Source organism: Algoriphagus sp. A40 (genome assembly GCF_002002735.1).
Lineage (GTDB): Bacteria > Bacteroidota > Bacteroidia > Cytophagales > Cyclobacteriaceae > Algoriphagus.
Genome location: NZ_MUNY01000063.1, coordinates 41,876 through 60,375, shown reverse-complemented (window position 1 = coordinate 60,375; position 18,500 = coordinate 41,876). Strand labels below are relative to the sequence as shown.

Below are 18,500 nucleotides of genomic sequence, written 5' to 3'. Positions count from 1 at the left end.
GATATATACTACTCATAAAATCCGCATGAATAATTTCTGAATTTTTATTCTTATTATCTTGAATGAATTTAGAATATTTAATAGAATAATCAAATGATAATTGATCAAAGTGGTCATAGATGTTTCCGTTGTTAAAAACAAATTTCTTTTCCATGGTTCTTTAAATATAATTTATTTTATGTGAATACTGAGACGATAAACAAAGTAATTTTAAGTCAAATTCATTTATAATTTTTAATTTCTTTTCGAAACCTATTGTTTTTACTTCAAGCCTGAAAATTTCAACATCAAATTCCAAGCTTCTGATTTAGTTAAATACGGAAGTATAAATTCACCATTTGGCTGTAAGGACATTTCAATAGATTTTGCTGGTTTTGGATGAGATGAAACATAAACTGAAAACAATATTGAAGATATCCAGAAAGTGGCGACGTGATGCCCCTCAAACCTACTAAATCTTGGTTGTCCTATATAATCATTAGGACTTCCTGATGATTGATCCACTATTGATAGCATAACAGGATACTCATCAACATTTCCTGGATTATTTTCAAAAACCATTTTTCTAATTTTTTCTTCATGAGGTCCAAGATTTATATCTTTGAAAAATTCTTTTTTTGATATGCTTGATCTCCATAGAATTGAAAGGAAAAACAACTTCAGTTTACCATAGTCCGTATTAGAACAATAAAAGAATTTATTTCCATTTAGATCAATTTTGGGAATTAATTTAGGGGATTTTTCTATTGAAATTTTTTCAGAATGAAAGAAAACTGAAAAATATCTTTCTAAAATTGACAAAAATGAATTATCGCAGGATTTACATAAAATATTTGCCTCATAGATTCCAGATTGAGGAGGTTCATATTCTGATGTTTTATTTATAATACTTGAATTTGAGGTAACAATGTATCTATGTTTTTCATCAAATAGATTTTTATACATAAATTCTGGAATAATATGAGATCTTTTTAATAATTCCTTCTCCTCTTGGCAAAGTTTACATATTCCAATCATACCCCCACCCCATCAATCTCCCTCATCACTCGATCCGTCTCGGTCAATGCCTTAATAATCCTTTGATAATGCATGATGTCTTCGAAATCTAATATTCTTCCCTTTCGGTCTTTGAGCCATTTTTGGGCGGGTTGATAGCCGCCGATGTAGAAGTTCCAGGCGATCTCGGGGACGGAATCGAAGTATTGGTCGAGGTTGATAAAGACTTTGCCAACTTTTCCAAAGTTCGAAACTTTGGAAAAGTTATCGTCGACGCTCAATTCAAAACTGATCTTCTCCACCTCATTCTCTCCACCCACGGGATACTGGGTAATGAACTGGCTGAGTTTGGGGCTTTCCATTAGGTGAAGCTGTCGGAGTTCGCCACCTAGTGCCACCAACTTCCAGAACTGCTCGGCATCTGTCGGATACGGCACTCTTGGGAAGTCAATCTTCAAAAACTCCTTGTACGTTTCCCGATAAGTAGGACTATGCAGCACAGCATAGAAGTAATCCAACAAGTCTATCGGCGCAAAGGTCTGCCGGTAAGCTGGCATCACTTTGCCACTCTCCGCAAAGCAAACTTCTCCTTCCTCCCCCTTCTCTGATACAAAGGTCAATCCCAAACCCTTCGCAATCTGATCCACGATTTCTAGATTCAGATTGGGCGTACGGGTCGCGGCCGAACCCAAACTTAACTGACCGGAAGATTCAGGATAAAGGTAGAGAGGGAAGACTGTGCATGTGTCAAGAGATGAAAGAACATCTTTCCCAACGATATCTTTTGAAATCCAGTAATTGTTAAATTCTCCTGCCCTTGATTGCCGTAAAGAAACAAATCCAAAATTATCTGTATCGACAAAATTGTTCATGATTTTTTCTCTACCGAAATCAATCAATGATGATTCATAGTAAATTTGTCTTCTATCAAAAACCCTATAATCTATCTTTCGGAACTTAGTATCATTAAATTGATTCTTCCGTCTCGCAATAGATAAATCCCAATCTCTATTACTTTTCAGGCTCAATTCTTTTGATAAACCATCATCTGAGTTATCGAGATTATAAAAGTGCTTAATTCGATCTTGTAAATTTCTTTTATCAAAATCAACAACAAAATGATCTCTGTGTGTTTTTATTCCTGAAGAATTCTCCTTAAATAAATCATCAATTTTTAATCCCTTTGAATAATTGTCACTTCCGCTAAAATCTTTTTTAATAAAATAATAATTCGGGCTAAATGGTTGAATATTCACCCATTCCATTTTCGTTAAGCTAGAATTATTTAGAAAATTATATTTAAAATTTCTATCTCCATAAACATCTTTAACCTTTAAAGATTTGTCAGATTTTCCAATTTTTGTTTTTACAAACAAATTAATACTAACCCCTTGTTGGATGTCAAAGACATTTTCATCTTTTGATCCATCCGGAGCTGTTTCTTTTTTCTTGGCATTTCCATGCAGATCAATAATATAGATTTGATCAAAAGTCTCGAATAGGTTCTTTCGCATTTGGCGATGGATAATCCCATCCAGGAAACTATTGTTGGTAATAAAGGCAAGAATTCCTGAACCGTTCTTTTCTATAAAATGCTGTCCATATCGGATGAACTTAATGTAATCATCCGAAAGCGGTTGGATATTTCGCTCATTCAGATTTTTTTTATAATCCGCTACCAAGCTTTCAATCCACTCCCCTTTATTCGTACTACTCACCGAATAAGGCGGATTGCCCGCCACGATCATCACGGGCGCGTCGCGTTTGATCTGGTTGGCTTCGGAGGCTTCGGCAGATAGCCAGTTGGCAAAGAGGGTTCCGGTGTCTTTGTGGTATTCCTCCAGGGAATTGGTCAGGTAGATGCGGAAGCGTTGGTTTTTGGTTCCGGTGTAGCCCGTTTGCTTGAGCAGAAGATCAAGTTTCAAGTGCGCCATGGCATAGGAGGCCATCAGGAGTTCGAAGCCGTTGATGCGGGGAAGCAGGTGATTTTCCACATAGCTGTTCCAGAGGCCTTGCTGCCCCTTCATCTTGTCGTAGATCTGCTGGATCGCCTCGGCCACAAAGGTGCCCGTGCCTGTAGCCGGATCGAGGAATTGAACCCGGTGCACTTCCTGCTCGACTTCCCTCATGCCGCCCTTGAATCGTTGGTCATGGGTGGGAATGGGGATTTTGATCTTGGTCTTGGAGGTATCGGCCAAACCCATCGGCAAGCCAAACTCGGTGACCAGGATCTCGTCCACGGCCCGGATGATAAAGTTCACCACGGGATGCGGCGTGTACCAGACCCCACGCTGCTTGCGAAGCTTGGGATCGTATTGGGTCAGAAAGTCCTCGTAGAAGTGGATGATGGGATCTTCCATCTTGGTGGATTTGCCGAAGTTCTTGAGGATGGCATCCACATCCGCCGCACGGAAGATGTCCGCCAGCGCATCCACAATCCAGGTGATCCGCTGGTCTAGGTCGTATCCGGCGATGTATTGGAAGAGCTTTCGCAGGAAAGGATTGGACTTGGGGATCAGTTCGGCCGCTTCCTGTCGGCTAAAGGTATCCAAGGACGTGTCGTACAATCTCGCCGCAAACATCCCGTAAGCGATGGTCTGGGCATAGACATCGGAAAACTGTTTGGGATTGATGTCGTGGATGAGGATCTCCTTGAAGGCGTTCATCTGATCCTTCAGGGTGGAATTGTCCTGATGCTCCTCGTCGCTTTCGAGGGCTGCTTGGATCACGTTGGCGAGAAGCCGGGCTTTGCCAGCCATCATCTCGGCGAGCTTTTTGGAGCTTTTAATCGTCTGCCCGAGGTGCGTGGTGAACTCCTTGATCAGGAGTTCGAATGCCGGGAAGTTGTGCGGCAGGGGAAGGATTTTCCCATTGTCCACGACCCCGATACGGACGGAAGTGGCGAGTTCGCCATTACGGAAATAGACGAAGTCCAGGTAATCGGTAAAGATCAGGTTGTCCAGCGAGCCTTTGTATCGGTCGAATTGCTCCTTGTTGCCGTTCTTTTTCATCCCATGCAAATCCGAATCTCCGATGTCTTTGGCCTCGATGTAGCCTACGGGGATTTCCTTTTTGTTCGTCAGAATGTAATCCGGTGCACCGCAGGCTTGGCGCTTGGGTTCGTTCGTGGCGCTTATGCCGGGAGCGAGGGATTCGAGGAGGTTTTGGAGATCGCCCCGAAAGGTATGCTCGGTAGCATTGCCGAGGCGGAAGCGGGAATTGAGGGCGACAAGGTAATCGGCTGTGGTCATGAAAAAGGATCGGTGGTATTTGGGATGGAAGTGAGCGGGGACCTGTCTGCTGCCAGGCAGGCACTCACTTGGGCATCGAGTAAACCCAATCCTTAAAGATATTAGTTTGTCTGAAAACGAAAAACGTATTTGTACCAATGGGTGGAAAATGTCGGAAATTTGTTTTTGATAGATAGGAGCGAGAGAGTGTAGACTTGTCTACTCTTAAGCTAACTCTCATTGAGCGGAGAGATCGGTTTTTAAGTCACCAAAATTTAATATCAGATTCCCGGCCTGAGGATAAACTTCTGCTTCCTCCGCTCGGATACCAAAAACTGCCACAGCCCCAAGCCAACCAATGCCAAGAAACTCTCGATCAATAGCCATTGATTTCCAAAGTCTCCCAATGGACCATCTGAGACCAAGGTGATCAATCTCGAAAACGCATAGGCTCCCCAGAAAATACTGAGGAATGCAGCTCCTTTTTCGGGATAGAGAATGAGCAGGTAAAGGAGGCTCAAACAAATCGTAATTCCCACTCCACCATATACTCCACGTATCGAACTCAAAGCATCGGTATTTTCCAGTTTCACGCCGACCAGATCCATCACCGACTGCGGGTCAAAAAGAGCCATTACACTCACCGAAAACAGGCTCAGCATCGAAAATCCAATGTAAATGCGGGTAAACATTACCCAAGGATTCATCTTTTTCATGGTCATTTAATTTGAAAAGGAACAGGAAGCATTGTAGAGATTGATGTGCTGGCCCAGGTCTTCCAGTTTCGGTTTTTTCACTTCGGAGAACACCTGTTGGCAATCTCCAAACAGGACCTCAAAAACTTTATCATAGTTTCCTTTTTTTACTTTCAACAAGGGAGCTCCATTTTTTGAAATGAAATAGGCCCGGTGCTTATCTCCCGTCCAGGTGATGTATTCCCCCTCCAAAGCGGTAGTCTTGCGGGCAAAAGGATCGAAGAATACCTCAAATACTTCGTCAAAATCGGGGTTAAGCAACTGGAGAAGCAGTTCCTTTTCTCCGTTGACACTGGTATTCCGGAAAATAATGAAGTCTTCGGGCTTTGCTGTCGGTTGATCTTTGGACAACAGTTTTTTCACGGAAGATCCTCTTTCATTGAGGTACTGAAGTCTCACGGCACCGTTCATGGCAATGGCAAATTCGTAGATTTCCTTTGCACTGATTTTGTGTCTTGTACCCGTTCCATCTTCCAGGCTGACTTGGGTGATTCCTCGGGTACTGTTGGTGGTGAGGATTTTTCCTTCGATGACTTCACCGGATTTAAGTAGCGCATAGCCCCGGTTGGACATCGGGATATCCTCCAGAGGTTGTTGGAGTTCTTGGGCTGACACGCCGAAGCAAATCCCCAAAAATGCGAGAAAAGCAATTTTTAAGATTTTCATACTGATAGTTGGTTTTGTTGGAATGATGGAAAAAAGGGGAGTCAGGTTGCTTTTTGAAGAAAATTCCAGAATTATTTAGCGCAGGCCCTCAGACCTGCCTTGCCGTCAGGCAGGCTTGTGCTTACTTGAATGCAGTCTTTGACTGCAAAAGTTAAACCTGAAGAACGGCAGTCCGAAGATCCCCCTGAATTGGCAAAGCAAAAGGAATTGAAGCCAAGGCAGATTAAAAAGACCAGCAACCAAGCCAATGCGGGAGATTTTTGAGGGATTTTAATAGAGTTTTTCATGGTCTAGGGATGGGAAAAAGGGGCAGCAGGTTGCATGAAGGATTGAAAAAAATCCAAAACCTTTTCAGGATTAGGCCAATCTTTGTCTTATGCTTATCGACCATATTTTCATAGCGTCCCGGAATCAGGGAAATGAAGCCAAGCGATTGATAAAGTCAGGATTTTTGGAAGGAAGCCACCGGGTTCATCCGGGACAGGGCACGCGGAACAGAAAGTTCTACTTTGAGAATTTCTTTTTGGAAATCATCTGGGAAAATGATCCGGTGGAGTTGGAAACCGAACTGATCCGAAAAATAAGCCTGACTGAGCGGGTGAGGTTTATGGAGTCTGGATTTTCACGGTTTGGGATTGGATTGGAAAATACCGAAAGTTCAGATTCGGTTTTCAAGGATTGTGAATTCTACCAACCGGTTTATTTTCCTGAGGGAAAGAGTTTTGAGATTTTGCCAAACCGGGAAAATCCCGACTTGCCTTGGACTTTTCGTGGTCCATTCAAAGGACCAAAAACTGTCTATTCCGAACCATTGGATCATCCAAACGGAATTCGAAAACTGACCAAAGCCACTTTTCAGATTCCAGAGCCGGAGTTGAAATCTGATTTTGTCAGACGCATTCAGGGTCATCCTCAAGTTCGGTTTGAATCAGCCGAAAAGGCAGGTTTGGTTTTGGAGTTTGATGGGGGGAGGCAGGGGAAGGTTTTGGATTTTCCCGAACTTGATTTGGTTGTCAGCTTTTGATTATCCGGATTGAAGATTGAAAAATTGTGTTTAACTGTTTTTCTCCAAAAAATAAACCCTCATTTCCTTTCGCAGGCGAAAGCCCAATTTCTCATACAATCGGATAGCACCAAAATTATCCGGGTAAACATGCAGAAAAGGGATTTTGGATTCTCCCAAAATCCTTCGGATTTGATTGCGAACCAACTCTGCGGCAAAGCCATTTCCAAGGTAATCCGGATGAGTACAGACCGCGCTGACCTCCACATAAGGGTCAGGATGAAGCCGCTGCCCAGTCATTGATGCCAAATTTCCCCCCACAAAAATTCCCTCAAAATAGCCCAGCTCAATGGTTTTGGAAAAAAACGGTCCAGGATTGGTCAAAGACGTGAGGGCAAGCATCGCAGGAATATCTTTTTCTCCTAAATGAATTGCTCGTGGGTTTTCTTTACGAGCAGGCATTTCGGTTGATTCGTAGACCATTTGTGCAATTGCTCTTTGCATTTTCAAATCCCAGATTTTTGGAATTGTGATTTCTCCCGGAGTAAAAAGTATGATTGGGCTGCCATTGGGAAGCCATTTTTCAAGGTCATTCCACTCTTCTTCCGAGTAAGATCGAAATCCAACAAAAAGGCCTTTGTCCCGATGCATGTATCTGACCCGACCATTTCCCTCCGAATGCTTGTCACTTCCCGAATTCAGGGCATTCCAGACCGGATTATCAAGAGTTGAAGGCATATTTTAAGGGTTTTCGGTTCGTATTAAAAAGATATTGGTAAATGCTAACTACTGGAAATATTGGCTGAAAACTGTCAGTAAACTGATCCCCAATCTTTCAATTTCCTGCACTCAAACAAATTTCTTACGCTTAAACCAGGCGAAAATAATCGCTGAAATTCCCACCATGACTGCCCAGGTCATGTAGTATCCGTATTTCCACTCCAGTTCGGGCATGTGTTCAAAATTCATCCCGTAAACTCCTACAATAAAAGTTAGAGGCAGAAAAAATGCGGAAAATATGGTGAGGAGTTTCATGACTTCATTGCTTTTTTGGGCAGTGAGAGAAATATGCGTGTTGAGAATAGCATGGGCATCTTCGATCACCTCATCAAAATGCAACATGTAATTGACGGTGGATTCCTTAATGTCCTGAAGGGAAGAAATATAGGCGTCTTTTACGCCAATTTGATTTAGCACATTTTGAGTAAGCTGAAGCAATTTTCGGCAAATCCGTGCTTTGGCTTTTTGGTAATACAAATGTTCAATGGAGATTTTTCCATGCTTGTTCAGGAAGATTTCTTTTTCATTCTCATCCATTTTGTCACTCAGCCAGTTTACCGGGGCTTCGAAAGTTTGAAGCATTTTCAAAATAATGGCAAGTACCAAGGCCTCAGATTCTTCATATTCCTCCTCTTTGAACTTTTCCAAAAACTCAAAAGGCTTCTGATGAATGGTGATCAAGTGATTCTCATTGAAAAGAAAGGCAATCTTATTGGTGAGTTTGGGAACGGAGTTGTAATTATGGTGGGGTTCAGCAGAATATGCCCTTAAAATGATAAAGGTGAAATCACCGTGTTTTTCAAGTTTTGGAAGGTGGCCGTTTTCCAAGGCATCGTCCAAAAGGTTTAAATCAATTTTGTAGGGAAGGGTAAGTTCAATTAGCTCTTTTGATTTGGGCTTCTCCAAGTCCAGCCACTCAAATTTTTCAAAGGATTTTTTGTATTGAGCCATGAAGTGTAAGCAAGTTTAGTCGGGTAGATTGCATTGGAAAAGTTGAAAACAGGATTGGGAACCGAATTTTCGCAGGATATAATCCTTGAATATAAAAGTTTTTTTTGTCTTCGGTAAGGAGAAAGTTCCGCTAAAACCGTTCAGATGGGACTTTATTTTAACACTTGGTGAAGACTTAGACGCAGGATTTCACCCATGTTTCGACAGGCCATAAAAGCGTGATTTCTGTAATGTTTGGCCAATTCAGTTTTCAGACTCTCTACATTTTCATCTGGAGAAAGCCGGTCATGCTCCATGCAGCGGAGGATATCTTCGATTTCTTTGTGAGAGGAACGGAGCCGGGTGGTGATTAAAGCCCGCTCTTCGCGCTGATATTGGCGCATGGACTCAGGAGTGATGTATTTCATTCCCAGCTGAATTAGCACATTGTTTTCTTTGAAGTATTGGGGTAGGTAGATGGATTTTTTTCCTTCATAGGCCTGCTGGTCAAAATCAATGGCCCGGATCCGATAATGGGTTTCCTCAAAATCAGGCGTAACGTCAATTACAAAATTGGAAGAATGCATGTCGCCAAGGAGGCGAACAAAGCAGCGCTCGTTGAATTTGACAAATTCCTTTGCCAATCGGATAGGATTGAGATGAGGATCCTCCATGTGGAGTTTCATGAATTTTTCCCCTGGAATCCCTGCAATATGCTCCTCAATCAAAGTGTTTTGATGCACTAGATAACTGATCCTGTTAGGGGAGAGGAGGTGCTCCAATTCCAGTCCATAAACCCGGGAAGCATCGGCGTTTTTGATGTAGAAATAGTCGAAGTTATCGTTGATCCGGTTGACGATTCGAACCCGAAAAGGCTGGGTATTACCATAGATGCAGAGATCAATCCGGTCGATGAAGAGATGTTCCATCACACTCATGTCACCGCCGGCTTTGAGCAAAGCGTAGATTTTTTTGACATTGAGGTGGATTTCCTCCCGGTCACTTTCGGCATAGAACACCGTCTCCCAAAGCGTGTCCTGCTCCTTGGAATCATACAGGGCAATGGAACTGGTGTATCTCAGCAGTTCGTGATAATGGATAGGGATATCTACTTCCCGAGAATATTTGATCAGGTAGCGCCTCAGTACCGGACTGATTTGGTAAATGAGCTTTTTTCTGCTGATCAGGGCCATGGTTTATAAATCCACGTGTTGATTTTTCTTCAGGTTTCTGTCGAAAATAAACGGACCAAATGGCAGGATAGAGGCAATGAGTGCGAAAAAAGTTCTGCTAAATTCCCATTTCAACTTTTGGGAGGTAGGAAAAACCGTGTAGATATAGAGGATAAACAGAATCCCGTGCACCCAGCCGACATAAGTGACCGCAATCGGGGTATCAAACATGTATTTCAAAGGCATGGCTATTCCAAGCAGGATCAAAAAAGAGAGTCCTTCGATCAGGCTGATCCATTTAAATCGTCTGGCCCATTTGGTTTGTTCGGCGTTCATTTTTTGGAAGAGGAGAGGTTAAATAGAACCTGCAGTGAGGTCCAAAGTTTCTTTTTTAGGTTGACATCCTCACCGATCATGCTCAGAGAATCAGCAAAAAGATATTCGGTTTCATTTTCAGAATAGACCTCATAGAGTCGTGCAGGGACGGCATTGATGGGATGGCTGATCCTTCCGAATTTAAGAACAGTATGTGCATTTAGGCTTTGGAATTCTTCCATCGAGCGTCCTTCAAGATTTTCAGAGGCGACCAAGCCCACCTCGTTCATCGAGTGACCGCAGGCATTGATCATTTTGACCAGCATTTCCATCACCTCGGCACTGAGTTGGGTCTCTTCGTGAAGGATCAAAACTCCTTTGGAGAAATTGCCACGGATAGGAATCGGCTCAGAAAAAGATTCTTCGACAACAACCTGAGGTTCAGGCTTTGGTTCATGTAATTGAACAGGAACTGCAACTTCAGAGTTAATTTCTCTGATTTCAATTCGAACGGGATCGGATGGTTTGGTTTTTGGAGACAAAGAAGAATTGCCCTCCATCTGCGCCAAAATCGCTTCCCGGTCTTCCGGAATCAGGTAAATTTCCTCTTCGATCAGGGATTTGAGTTCGGCAAGACTAAAATTTTCCATGGCTGGAAATTGGGTAAAAATTGCCGTAAGGCCAAGTTTGAAGTGATAAATGAAATAGGAATATCTGGAATGATGGAAATGGTGAATAATCCTATTTGGGAATGGTCAACGGTCCACAGTCGACAGACTACTGCAGCTAATTTCAAATTTCAAACCACATCCATCAACCCTTATCGTCCAGGTTGAAAATCGATTTCAGTTCGACCGCATCCTCAGGTTTCATGCGCTTAGCCAAAACCAAGCGAAGCTGTCTTCTTCTAAGAGCACCTTCGAAAAGTTCGGTTTCTTCAGGAGTCTCGGGGACAAGTTCAGGGATTTCGATGGGTCTTCCATTTAGATCCACCGCCACAAAAGTGAAAAAAGCCCGGTGGGTCATGATTTTCTTTCTGGCGGGAATATCCTCAGCTGTCACTTCGATGAAAACCTCCATGGAAGAGTTGAAAGAGCGGGTCACCTGGGATCTGAGTGTGACCACATTTCCCAAATTGATGGGTTGCTTGAAAGAAATACTGTCGGCGGAGGCGGTGACTACGATGCGATTGCAGTGTTTTTGCGCAGCAATTGCAGCCGAAATATCCATCCAGTGCATCAGACGGCCTCCCATGAGGTTGTTTAGAGTATTGGTATCGTTGGGAAGAACCATTTCTGTCATGATGGTGACAGATTCCTTTGCGAACTTTTGCTTTGCCATAAATCTGATTTTGAACAAAAATAGAAATAAAATTTTGTTTGGATCACATGGAAAATTTTAATCCGAATTTTATTCTGGTTTCTTACATCATTGATTCCTAGAGTTTGGAGGTGCTTTCAATCGAAAATCCGAAATCCGACATCCGAAATCCCAAACTCCAAAAGTCTTATTTCCAGCCTTCTTTTCCCAACAGCGGTACAAAAGCAAATCCATCGAATTCTTCCCTGAGGATTTCTTTTGCATTCTTTTTGGTGATTTTCACCATGGCTTGTCGCTTTCTGTCGCCTACTGGAATCACCAGAATTCCACCGATTTTCAATTGCTGGATCAATGCCTCCGGAACCACCGGTGCACCTGCCGTGACGATGATTTTGTCATAAGGTGCAAATTGAGGCAATCCTCCAGTTCCGTCACCAAAGAAAAGGTGCATTTCAATTCCGAGTCTTTTCAGAAACCGCTGCGTTCCTTCGAACAGCTTCTTTTGGTATTCAATGGTGTAAACTTCAGCTCCCAAAAGATGCAGAATACTGCCCTGATAGCCTGACCCAGTTCCGATTTCCAGGATTTTGTCACCGGGTTTCACATCCAGGAGTTCGGTTTGAAACGCAACGGTATAAGGTTGTGAGATCGTCTGTCCCTCTCCGATAGGAAAGGCCTTGTCCTCGTAAGCATGGGAAATCAATGCCGTGTCAAAGAAAAAGTGACGGGGAAGGTTGTTGATTGCATCCAACACCCTTTCGCTTTTGATACCTTTTGCCCGGAGCTCAGCCACAAGTGCGCGGCGTTTTCCTTTGTGCAGGTAAGTATCTTCAAGTTTAAGCATGCCGGGTGGGTTTGGTGTTCGAAGATAAATGAATATTTGCCTTACTTTGAACCCGGAAAGGCAATTTTTGCTTATTCCTTTGATCTATCGAAGTTTAATTTTCAGTCATGTTTACAGGTATCATCGAGTCCTTTGGAATCATCGAAAAAATAGTCCGGGAAGGCAGTAATGTGCATTTTTTCCTCAGTTCAAAAATTACCACAGAACTCAAAATCGACCAATCACTTTCTCATGATGGGGTTTGCCTCACTGTCGTGGCTGTGGAACAGGATACTTATCAGGTGACCGCCATTGATGAAACCCTCCAAAAAACCAATCTTTCTGGCTGGAGTGTCGGTAAGAAGGTGAACCTTGAGCGTTGTATGCCAGCAAACGGAAGATTTGACGGACATATCGTTCAGGGCCATGTGGATCAGACTGGAGTTGTTAAGCGGATTTCAGATGAAAACGGATCCTGGGTTTTTGATTTTGAATACGATCAGAATTTAGCCAATGTCACCGTCGAAAAAGGTTCCATTACAGTCAATGGAACAAGTTTAACCTGCTTCAATTCTGGTCCGGGCAGGTTTTCGGTCGCGATCATTCCCTATACCTATGAGCATACCAATTTTCACCAACTTCAGTCAGGTGATTTGGTCAATCTGGAATTTGACATTGTGGGAAAATACATCGCACGGATGATCAAAGGATATGTTTAGTGTTCAGTGATCAGTGTTCAGTTTGCAGTCGCAGTAAGTAGGAGGTGAGTGATAAGTAGTAATTAGTAAGCGGTATGTAAACAGATCACAACTCACCACTTACTTTCTGATTGCTGTGACCGATCACCGATCACTGAATCCTGCGACTGAAAACTGTGAATGAACACTGCTTACTGCCCTCTGCTTACTGATCACTGCCCACTGCGAATTGCCACTCCTCTTTCAGGATCTTTAACCAATCTGAACCCCACATTGGAGGTACCCGAATCGAATGATGTTCCCTGTCTTGCCGAAGGCCTATAGTTGACACAATAATTTTCAGCACAAAGGAAGGAGCCGCCTTTGATGACGTGCTCCATTGCATAAGGATTATCCGGATTGTAGCAGGGATTCATTCCCGCATCCAGCTTTGGAGCCTGACCGGCAATCCTGGCCAATTTCAAAAAGTCGTACCAATCATTGGTGAGTTCCCAGACATTTCCGATCATATCGTATAAGCCAAAGGAATTGGGAGCGAATGTGGCAACCGGAGATGACCCAATGAATCCATCTGTTCCTTCATTTTGGTGAGGGAAAACTCCCTGGAAGGTATTTGCCAAGTACTGTCCGCTGGGATGGAGTTCATCCCCCCAAGCAAAGCGCTTTCCATTTACACCTCCTCGAGCTGCAAATTCCCATTCAAACTCTGTAGGAAGCCGTTTGCCAACCCATTTGGCATAAGTTTCTGCATCCTCAAAAGCAATGTGGACGACAGGATGATTATCTTTTCCTTCAATAGAACTTTCAGGTCCATCCGGATGCCTCCAATTGGCTCCATTGACCCATTTCCACCATAGGGTTATATCATTAGTTGGAACGGCAGAAGGGGGAGGGGAAAAGACCATGGAGCCTGGCACGAGCACAGAGTCATCCGGTTTTGGTGTGCCAGGGGGTACTTGCTTTTTGAGTTCTTCCCAATCAGGTTTTCGTTCCGCCACTGTGATGTAACCGGTCGCTTCCACAAATTTCGCAAACTCAGCATTGGTGACTTCGTGGGTATCCATCCAAAATGCGGAAACCTCGACTTCGACTGCGGGCTTTTCTGCCGGATAGGCATCGGCCTCATTGGTGCCCATAGTGAACTTTCCTCCGGGAATCCAAGCCATTCCGGGTTCTTTTTGAGGGGGTTCCGGAGTTGAAAAATTGATTTTGGCTTCGTTTTCGGTGGTTTGTTCCTTAGCTTCTTGAGAAGAATTACAGGAAATGACCAAAAATGCAGAAAGCGTTATAAGAAATAAAAAGGTTGTTTTTGCCAATGATATCATTCAGGCAATTTATGAGAAAATAAAGGTTGTTGCCAAGCTTGAACGCCAACTTTAACTCAGACTTCCACCATTTGGAGCTTGGTTTCTACCTTTTTGCGGAGTTTATTGAAAAACTGCTTTCTCTCTTTTTCCCCTGTTCCACTGATCAACGTGGATCTTTTCATCAGATTTTCAAGATTTTTGAACATGGAGTCATTGAAATTTTTGTCCATCGATCCGATGAAATACAAGACACTGTGATTGAGGTAGGTGATTTTGGATTCACCCAATTCAGCCATAAAGGTATTGTCTCCCAGGACGATTTCATTGAGGTACATCCTGTATTCGGCACTGTCCTCTGTAGGCGGATGGCCCAAAATTGACTTTTTACCTGTTTCCGCCATTTTTTCCAAGTGGTCAATCACTTCCAAAACACATTTGTAAAGAGTCAAAGTGTCCTCCGAATTTTTGATTAGCCCCATTTCATGGTAGACCTCTATTTGGCGGAGAGTGGTATTCAGCCCTTCTTCATTCCAGATTTCTGAAGTTGGTACCCGGTTATAGATTTTTATGATCTTTTGAGTGATTTCCCGATACTTTTCAAAGTAATTGTCTTCGATGGAAAATTTTGAACTTTTGAAATTTTCAAACAGTAGAATTGACTTCATCCAAAAAAAGAACTTGAATCCTGCCAGGTAGGGATGATAATAGTGGTGGAAAGGGGGCATGTCTTTTACCAAAAAATAGACATGCTTGTGGCTAAAGCTATTGACCAAATTCAATTGGGCCAAAACATCCTCCATCCAAACCATAAAACTGTCCTCTTTATAGGAATTTGTAATTCCCTGGAACATGATGGAATTGGAATTCATGCTGAAAAATTTGTCCAGAGAAACATTGAAGCGTTTGCATAGAATCCGCAATTCCTCAAAGTCCAAAAGCTTTTCTCCCCGGATCCTCCGGTAAGCACTATCCATACTTACGTTAAGGGTTTCGGCAACTTCATCTACCAAAGAAGCATAGGAAGGTATGGCAGATTTAAGGTTATGGAAAAACTGAGCCTGAAGATTTGAGGATAAGTTCATATTTGAAGCTGGTCAAAAGTTCGTTCACGTAAAAATGTAATTGAATGTATAAAAAGTTAAATACAGTTTCAATAGTCAAAAGAATTATATTTTATCGATTAAAATAAACTATTAAATATATTTCGAGAACCACAAATAATTCAAAATTATATAAAGAAAAGAAAAAATTGCCTTTTATTATGTTTGTACTTTTCCAATTCTAATTTATCTATTTCTATAAGCAAAAAAAAGGGAGGCATCAGCCTCCGCTTTTTTTTAATCAACTCATTTTCAATCCATTTTTTATAAAGATTTTGTTTCAAATTGGGCCTAACCTGATTTGCTTGGTTTAATTTTTTTCAAATCAAACTCCGAAGAGACTTGATTGGAGGTAGTCTCCCTGATGCCCCTCAGACGATTTCTTTGTATTTGTCTGACCACATCCAATTAAATGCCTTTTACTTATTTCAATTCAAGCTATCCTGCAGGTATTTTTCCTGGCTTAGAGACTATAGTGTAGGTGCTAAAATAGTTCTTTTTCATTTGCTCTGTAACCTCCGCTTCTCTTGGCGGCAAAGTATTAAACAGCCAGTCCCAAAAAATGGTACTGAAACTGAATCCGCAATGAGGATATCTGGTATGATGGAGTATATGGGCTCGTTGGACTTGAGGAAGTATGATATTGCCAAGAGGTCGGTGAAGCAGGTAATGCAGCAAATTGTAGAGCATAAATCCAATAAAAAAACCTGTAAAAAAAGTGAAGGGATTGATTTGAAAAGAAATTGCCAATGTCAAAAATAATATGCCCAAAACACCGGTGAGAAGCCTGTGTTTCCAGCCTACAACTAGGGCACCAGGGTGTTGATGATGCTCGTGGTGGTTAAATAGTTCATCCTTTTGACCTGGTATAATCAATTCATGCATCAGGAACCTGTGAACTACATATTCCACAAAAGTCCACATAAACCATCCCGCACCCAAAAAGGCAACAAAGATGGTAATAGAGTTTTCCAATGCAGTGACCAGAAGTAGTAGGCAACCTTCTAAAAACAAAAATGCCAGGCTGCAAAAAAGAAGGTTGTTTTTCGAAGTTATTTGAGATTTTTTCATGGCGTTTGGAGATTTTGAGAAAGGTATTTCTCTTCTTTCGCCAATGACTTTTCCAATCCATTCTGGACTCTATCCAATTTCGGATTTACCAATAATCATTATTCAGTATTCCTGCGAATTCTTTGTTTCTGCCAAAAAGCGGAGGGAATGCTCTGTTTTTTCTGTTTTTTGCAAAAAATGCCAGAAAAGACTTTTCCCAAAAACCTGCAGGTTTAGGGATCCCTCCAAAATCTTCAAGGGTTGTTCTACCAGGATTGAAAAAAAGAAAGCGGTCCGGAAATAATCCAGAACCGCTTTTTCAAAAAGTGCACTATTGATTTTTATTCACCTGTTTCTTTGCCTGCAGCAGCATGAAGCTTGCCCAGTTCCTGATCGATAGTCCAAAGGCCAATTCCTTCTTCTCCGATGATTTCGAAAAGCTCCAAGGCTCTTCTTGACATCGTTTCCTCTTCCCGCTGTTCGGTCACATACCATTGCATGAAACTGAAGGTTGCGAAATCTTTTACAGAAAAGGCATGATCGACGATGCTATTGATGGATTTTGTCACCTTGATTTCGTGTTCCAAAATCAATTCAAAAACCTCTCTCAGTGAGTTGAAATTATGTCTGATTCCGGTGATTTCGGGCTGAATAGCATGTCCTCCTGCCTCGTTCACATACTGGAAGATTTTCATCATATGCATTCTTTCCTCATCAGCATGGGTGTAGAGGTATTTGGCGCCGTTTGCATAGCCCATCATGTGGCACCAAGAAGCCATAGATAGGTAATAAGCAGAGGACTTGCCCTCCATTTCCACTTGCTTATTGAGTAGAGCTTCTGTATCGGGAAGTAGGGAACGCTGTAGCGTTACGATTTCTTTCTGTTTCATAGTTGATAAAATTTAGTACTTAAACTTAACGAAATCAAGAGTCAATTTGTCCCCGTTTTTGATTTAAGGAAGAAAATTTAGAATTGATTTAATTAAGTGAGAAAGCAATTATCTGGAAATCGGAACAGGAAACACAGCAAGACTTTCCTCCCCAGTCTCAGTGACCGACTGTACTGCAAAGAAGTAATTGTCCTTGGAATAGGGTAGAGTCAAGGTCGTCTCGGTAGTAAAGAATTTCTTTTCCCACATCGGTGAAGAAGTCTCACGCATCAACACGTAATAGCCTTTTGCTTTTCCGATTGATGGTGCTTTCCATAGTAAAATTGATTTGTTGCTTAATCCGCGGACATCAATTTTCACTTCTTCAGGCATACCTGCAGAATTGGCTAGGGAAGCTGCGGCGGCCAGGTTTACAGCAGAGACTTTTCTCAGGTATTCAAAATCCATGAATTCCGGCAAATCACCGTACTGGATACCATTTTCTACCCGGACATTTTCATGCTGGTGGTAGAAGTTTTCGTTCATTTCGGACATCCGGACCGCAGTAAATCCATTTCTAAAAAATGGAGTCTGGTCTCCACCACGCAGAAATCGATCACTTCTGTAGATTAATTTGATCTCCATTTGGTCTACATAGAGTTCACCCACTTCTTTGATGTATCTGGCGAGCTGACGGGATTTGCTATCGTTGTCTGCATTGGTGGATCGGCGGAGTGCTGCCTGCTGCTCGTCTTCTGCCAGGGGAATAGTTTCCGAGAATACACGGAGCTTGGTGTTGTCGCTGATATTGGTTTCAGAGGAATTGCTGTTTCCGACAATGTCATTGTTTAGCACACCGGCAATGTTCCAACCTTCAGATTTGGCTTTGTCTGCGAGGTAAGTTGCGCCTTTGAGCCCTTGTTCTTCCCCGGTAAATGCAACAAACAGAATGGTTGCCGAAAACTCCATTTTGGCCATGACTCTCGCGAGTTCGATCACAGCTGCAACGCCGCTACCATCGTCATTGGCTCCGGGAGCTCCGCCAGTAGAATCCATGACATCTTTGTTTCGGGAATCGAGGTGTCCCGAAACAATGAAAATCCGGTTATCAGCTGGGTTGGTGCCTTTGAGCGTGGCGATTACATTGGCAACTTTTGAATCCGAGGTGATTCTTCGTCCATCAGCAGGAATGACAAATTCTTCAATTTCGGCAGTCATGCGTCCATTGGATGCTTTTGCAAAAATGTTGAACTTGGATAAAACGTAGCGCTGGGATGAAGGCATGCCATTTTTTTCATCAGTGCTCAAGGTATGTCGGGTATTGAAAGCCGAAAGATCGTAGATGTATTTTTTGAGAGAATCTGCTGAAACCTCAAGGACTAACTTTTCAATTGCCGGATTTCGGTTGATGGTTGTTTGGGCAATTGCACTCCAACCGATAAGTCCCAGAAAAAGGGTGAATAATATTTTGCGCATGGTGAGTTTG

Annotated in this window: 18 protein-coding genes; 2 read left to right on the top strand and 16 right to left on the bottom strand. The window is 42.5% G+C overall.

Annotation, left to right across the window (positions count from 1 at the left end; all coding sequences use genetic code 11):
- Positions 1–261: 261 nt before the first annotated feature.
- From B0E43_RS16495 to B0E43_RS16480, 4 genes are all read right to left on the bottom strand, one after another.
- Positions 262–945 (bottom strand): hypothetical protein, encoded by a 684-nt coding sequence (locus tag B0E43_RS16495; protein WP_139352797.1) that lies wholly within the window; start codon positions 943–945, stop codon positions 262–264.
- 68 nt (positions 946–1,013) lie between these two features.
- Positions 1,014–4,247 carry a type ISP restriction/modification enzyme gene (locus tag B0E43_RS16490; RefSeq protein WP_077351756.1) on the bottom strand — a complete coding sequence of 1,078 codons (3,234 nt, stop codon included), beginning with the start codon at positions 4,245–4,247 and terminating at the stop codon, positions 1,014–1,016.
- A 260-nt stretch (positions 4,248–4,507) separates the two neighbouring features.
- A complete protein-coding gene (locus B0E43_RS16485) occupies positions 4,508–4,942 on the bottom strand; it encodes a DUF4345 domain-containing protein (RefSeq protein WP_077351760.1) in 435 nt (144 codons plus the stop codon).
- A 6-nt stretch (positions 4,943–4,948) separates the two neighbouring features.
- Positions 4,949–5,647, bottom strand: coding sequence for a hypothetical protein (locus B0E43_RS16480; RefSeq protein WP_077351754.1), 699 nt, complete (start codon positions 5,645–5,647; stop codon positions 4,949–4,951).
- Between the two features lie 376 nt (positions 5,648–6,023).
- On the opposite strand from B0E43_RS16480, the gene B0E43_RS16475 reads away from it, so the two are divergent.
- Positions 6,024–6,671: a VOC family protein gene (locus B0E43_RS16475; protein WP_077351752.1), complete on the top strand. Its 648-nt coding sequence runs from the start codon at positions 6,024–6,026 to the stop codon at positions 6,669–6,671.
- Positions 6,672–6,701: 30 nt separating this feature from the next.
- Here the strand turns inward: B0E43_RS16475 and B0E43_RS16470 are convergent, their stop codons facing one another.
- The 7 genes from B0E43_RS16470 to B0E43_RS16440 all read right to left on the bottom strand — a co-directional run bounded on the left by B0E43_RS16470 (position 6,702) and on the right by B0E43_RS16440 (position 12,011).
- Positions 6,702–7,388: a GNAT family N-acetyltransferase gene (locus tag B0E43_RS16470; protein WP_077351750.1), complete on the bottom strand. Its 687-nt coding sequence runs from the start codon at positions 7,386–7,388 to the stop codon at positions 6,702–6,704.
- Positions 7,389–7,499: 111 nt separating this feature from the next.
- Positions 7,500–8,381: a CorA family divalent cation transporter gene (locus B0E43_RS16465; protein WP_077351748.1), complete on the bottom strand. Its 882-nt coding sequence runs from the start codon at positions 8,379–8,381 to the stop codon at positions 7,500–7,502.
- Positions 8,382–8,533: 152 nt separating this feature from the next.
- A complete protein-coding gene (locus B0E43_RS16460) occupies positions 8,534–9,553 on the bottom strand; it encodes a hypothetical protein (protein WP_077351746.1) in 1,020 nt (339 codons plus the stop codon).
- Positions 9,554–9,556: 3 nt separating this feature from the next.
- The gene (locus tag B0E43_RS16455) at positions 9,557–9,868 is read right to left on the bottom strand and encodes a DUF3817 domain-containing protein (protein WP_077351744.1); all 312 of its coding nucleotides are present in this window, start codon (positions 9,866–9,868) and stop codon (positions 9,557–9,559) included.
- Entirely contained in the window at positions 9,865–10,497 is a 633-nt protein-coding gene (locus tag B0E43_RS16450) for a hypothetical protein (protein ID WP_077351742.1), read from the bottom strand. The genes B0E43_RS16455 and B0E43_RS16450 overlap by 4 nt, the downstream gene beginning before the upstream one ends.
- A gap of 163 nt (positions 10,498–10,660) precedes the next feature.
- Positions 10,661–11,188, bottom strand: a complete 528-nt coding sequence (locus B0E43_RS16445) for an acyl-CoA thioesterase (protein WP_077351740.1) — start codon at positions 11,186–11,188, stop codon at positions 10,661–10,663.
- Between the two features lie 166 nt (positions 11,189–11,354).
- Entirely contained in the window at positions 11,355–12,011 is a 657-nt protein-coding gene (locus B0E43_RS16440) for a protein-L-isoaspartate(D-aspartate) O-methyltransferase (RefSeq protein ID WP_077351738.1), read from the bottom strand.
- A gap of 107 nt (positions 12,012–12,118) precedes the next feature.
- Here B0E43_RS16440 and B0E43_RS16435 point away from each other — a divergent pair, with 107 nt between their 5' ends.
- On the top strand, positions 12,119–12,709 hold the full coding sequence (locus B0E43_RS16435) for a riboflavin synthase (RefSeq protein WP_077351736.1): 591 nt from the start codon (positions 12,119–12,121) through the stop codon (positions 12,707–12,709).
- A 191-nt stretch (positions 12,710–12,900) separates the two neighbouring features.
- Here B0E43_RS16435 and B0E43_RS16430 read toward each other — a convergent pair whose 3' ends face one another.
- The 5 genes from B0E43_RS16430 to B0E43_RS16405 form a co-directional block, all read right to left on the bottom strand.
- Positions 12,901–14,013, bottom strand: coding sequence for a formylglycine-generating enzyme family protein (locus B0E43_RS16430; RefSeq protein ID WP_077351734.1), 1,113 nt, complete (start codon positions 14,011–14,013; stop codon positions 12,901–12,903).
- Positions 14,014–14,069: 56 nt separating this feature from the next.
- The gene (locus B0E43_RS16425) at positions 14,070–15,077 is read right to left on the bottom strand and encodes a helix-turn-helix domain-containing protein (RefSeq protein WP_077351732.1); all 1,008 of its coding nucleotides are present in this window, start codon (positions 15,075–15,077) and stop codon (positions 14,070–14,072) included.
- Between the two features lie 456 nt (positions 15,078–15,533).
- Positions 15,534–16,166, bottom strand: coding sequence for a sterol desaturase family protein (locus B0E43_RS16420; protein ID WP_077351730.1), 633 nt, complete (start codon positions 16,164–16,166; stop codon positions 15,534–15,536).
- A gap of 320 nt (positions 16,167–16,486) precedes the next feature.
- A complete protein-coding gene (locus B0E43_RS16410) occupies positions 16,487–17,035 on the bottom strand; it encodes a ferritin (RefSeq protein WP_077351726.1) in 549 nt (182 codons plus the stop codon).
- Between the two features lie 108 nt (positions 17,036–17,143).
- Positions 17,144–18,490, bottom strand: a complete 1,347-nt coding sequence (locus B0E43_RS16405; RefSeq protein ID WP_077351724.1) for a M20/M25/M40 family metallo-hydrolase — start codon at positions 18,488–18,490, stop codon at positions 17,144–17,146.
- Positions 18,491–18,500: the final 10 nt, after the last annotated feature.

Excerpts from the sequence above, each read along its gene's own strand:
- B0E43_RS16420 (WP_077351730.1), bottom strand. The coding sequence starts at position 16,166 with ATGAAAAAATCTCAAATAACTTCGAAAAACAACCTTCTTTTTTGCAGC.
- B0E43_RS16490 (WP_077351756.1), bottom strand. The coding sequence starts at position 4,247 with ATGACCACAGCCGATTACCTTGTCGCCCTCAATTCCCGCTTCCGCCTC.
- B0E43_RS16410 (WP_077351726.1), bottom strand. The coding sequence starts at position 17,035 with ATGAAACAGAAAGAAATCGTAACGCTACAGCGTTCCCTACTTCCCGAT.
- B0E43_RS16430 (WP_077351734.1), bottom strand. The coding sequence starts at position 14,013 with ATGATATCATTGGCAAAAACAACCTTTTTATTTCTTATAACGCTTTCT.
- B0E43_RS16425 (WP_077351732.1), bottom strand. The coding sequence starts at position 15,077 with ATGAACTTATCCTCAAATCTTCAGGCTCAGTTTTTCCATAACCTTAAA.
- B0E43_RS16450 (WP_077351742.1), bottom strand. The coding sequence starts at position 10,497 with ATGGAAAATTTTAGTCTTGCCGAACTCAAATCCCTGATCGAAGAGGAA.
- B0E43_RS16465 (WP_077351748.1), bottom strand. The coding sequence starts at position 8,381 with ATGGCTCAATACAAAAAATCCTTTGAAAAATTTGAGTGGCTGGACTTG.
- B0E43_RS16435 (WP_077351736.1), top strand. The coding sequence starts at position 12,119 with ATGTTTACAGGTATCATCGAGTCCTTTGGAATCATCGAAAAAATAGTC.
- B0E43_RS16495 (WP_139352797.1), bottom strand. The coding sequence starts at position 945 with ATGTATAAAAATCTATTTGATGAAAAACATAGATACATTGTTACCTCA.
- B0E43_RS16485 (WP_077351760.1), bottom strand. The coding sequence starts at position 4,942 with ATGAAAAAGATGAATCCTTGGGTAATGTTTACCCGCATTTACATTGGA.
- B0E43_RS16405 (WP_077351724.1), bottom strand. The coding sequence starts at position 18,490 with ATGCGCAAAATATTATTCACCCTTTTTCTGGGACTTATCGGTTGGAGT.
- B0E43_RS16460 (WP_077351746.1), bottom strand. The coding sequence starts at position 9,553 with ATGGCCCTGATCAGCAGAAAAAAGCTCATTTACCAAATCAGTCCGGTA.
- B0E43_RS16440 (WP_077351738.1), bottom strand. The coding sequence starts at position 12,011 with ATGCTTAAACTTGAAGATACTTACCTGCACAAAGGAAAACGCCGCGCA.
- B0E43_RS16475 (WP_077351752.1), top strand. The coding sequence starts at position 6,024 with ATGCTTATCGACCATATTTTCATAGCGTCCCGGAATCAGGGAAATGAA.
- B0E43_RS16445 (WP_077351740.1), bottom strand. The coding sequence starts at position 11,188 with ATGGCAAAGCAAAAGTTCGCAAAGGAATCTGTCACCATCATGACAGAA.
- B0E43_RS16470 (WP_077351750.1), bottom strand. The coding sequence starts at position 7,388 with ATGCCTTCAACTCTTGATAATCCGGTCTGGAATGCCCTGAATTCGGGA.
- B0E43_RS16455 (WP_077351744.1), bottom strand. The coding sequence starts at position 9,868 with ATGAACGCCGAACAAACCAAATGGGCCAGACGATTTAAATGGATCAGC.
- B0E43_RS16480 (WP_077351754.1), bottom strand. The coding sequence starts at position 5,647 with ATGAAAATCTTAAAAATTGCTTTTCTCGCATTTTTGGGGATTTGCTTC.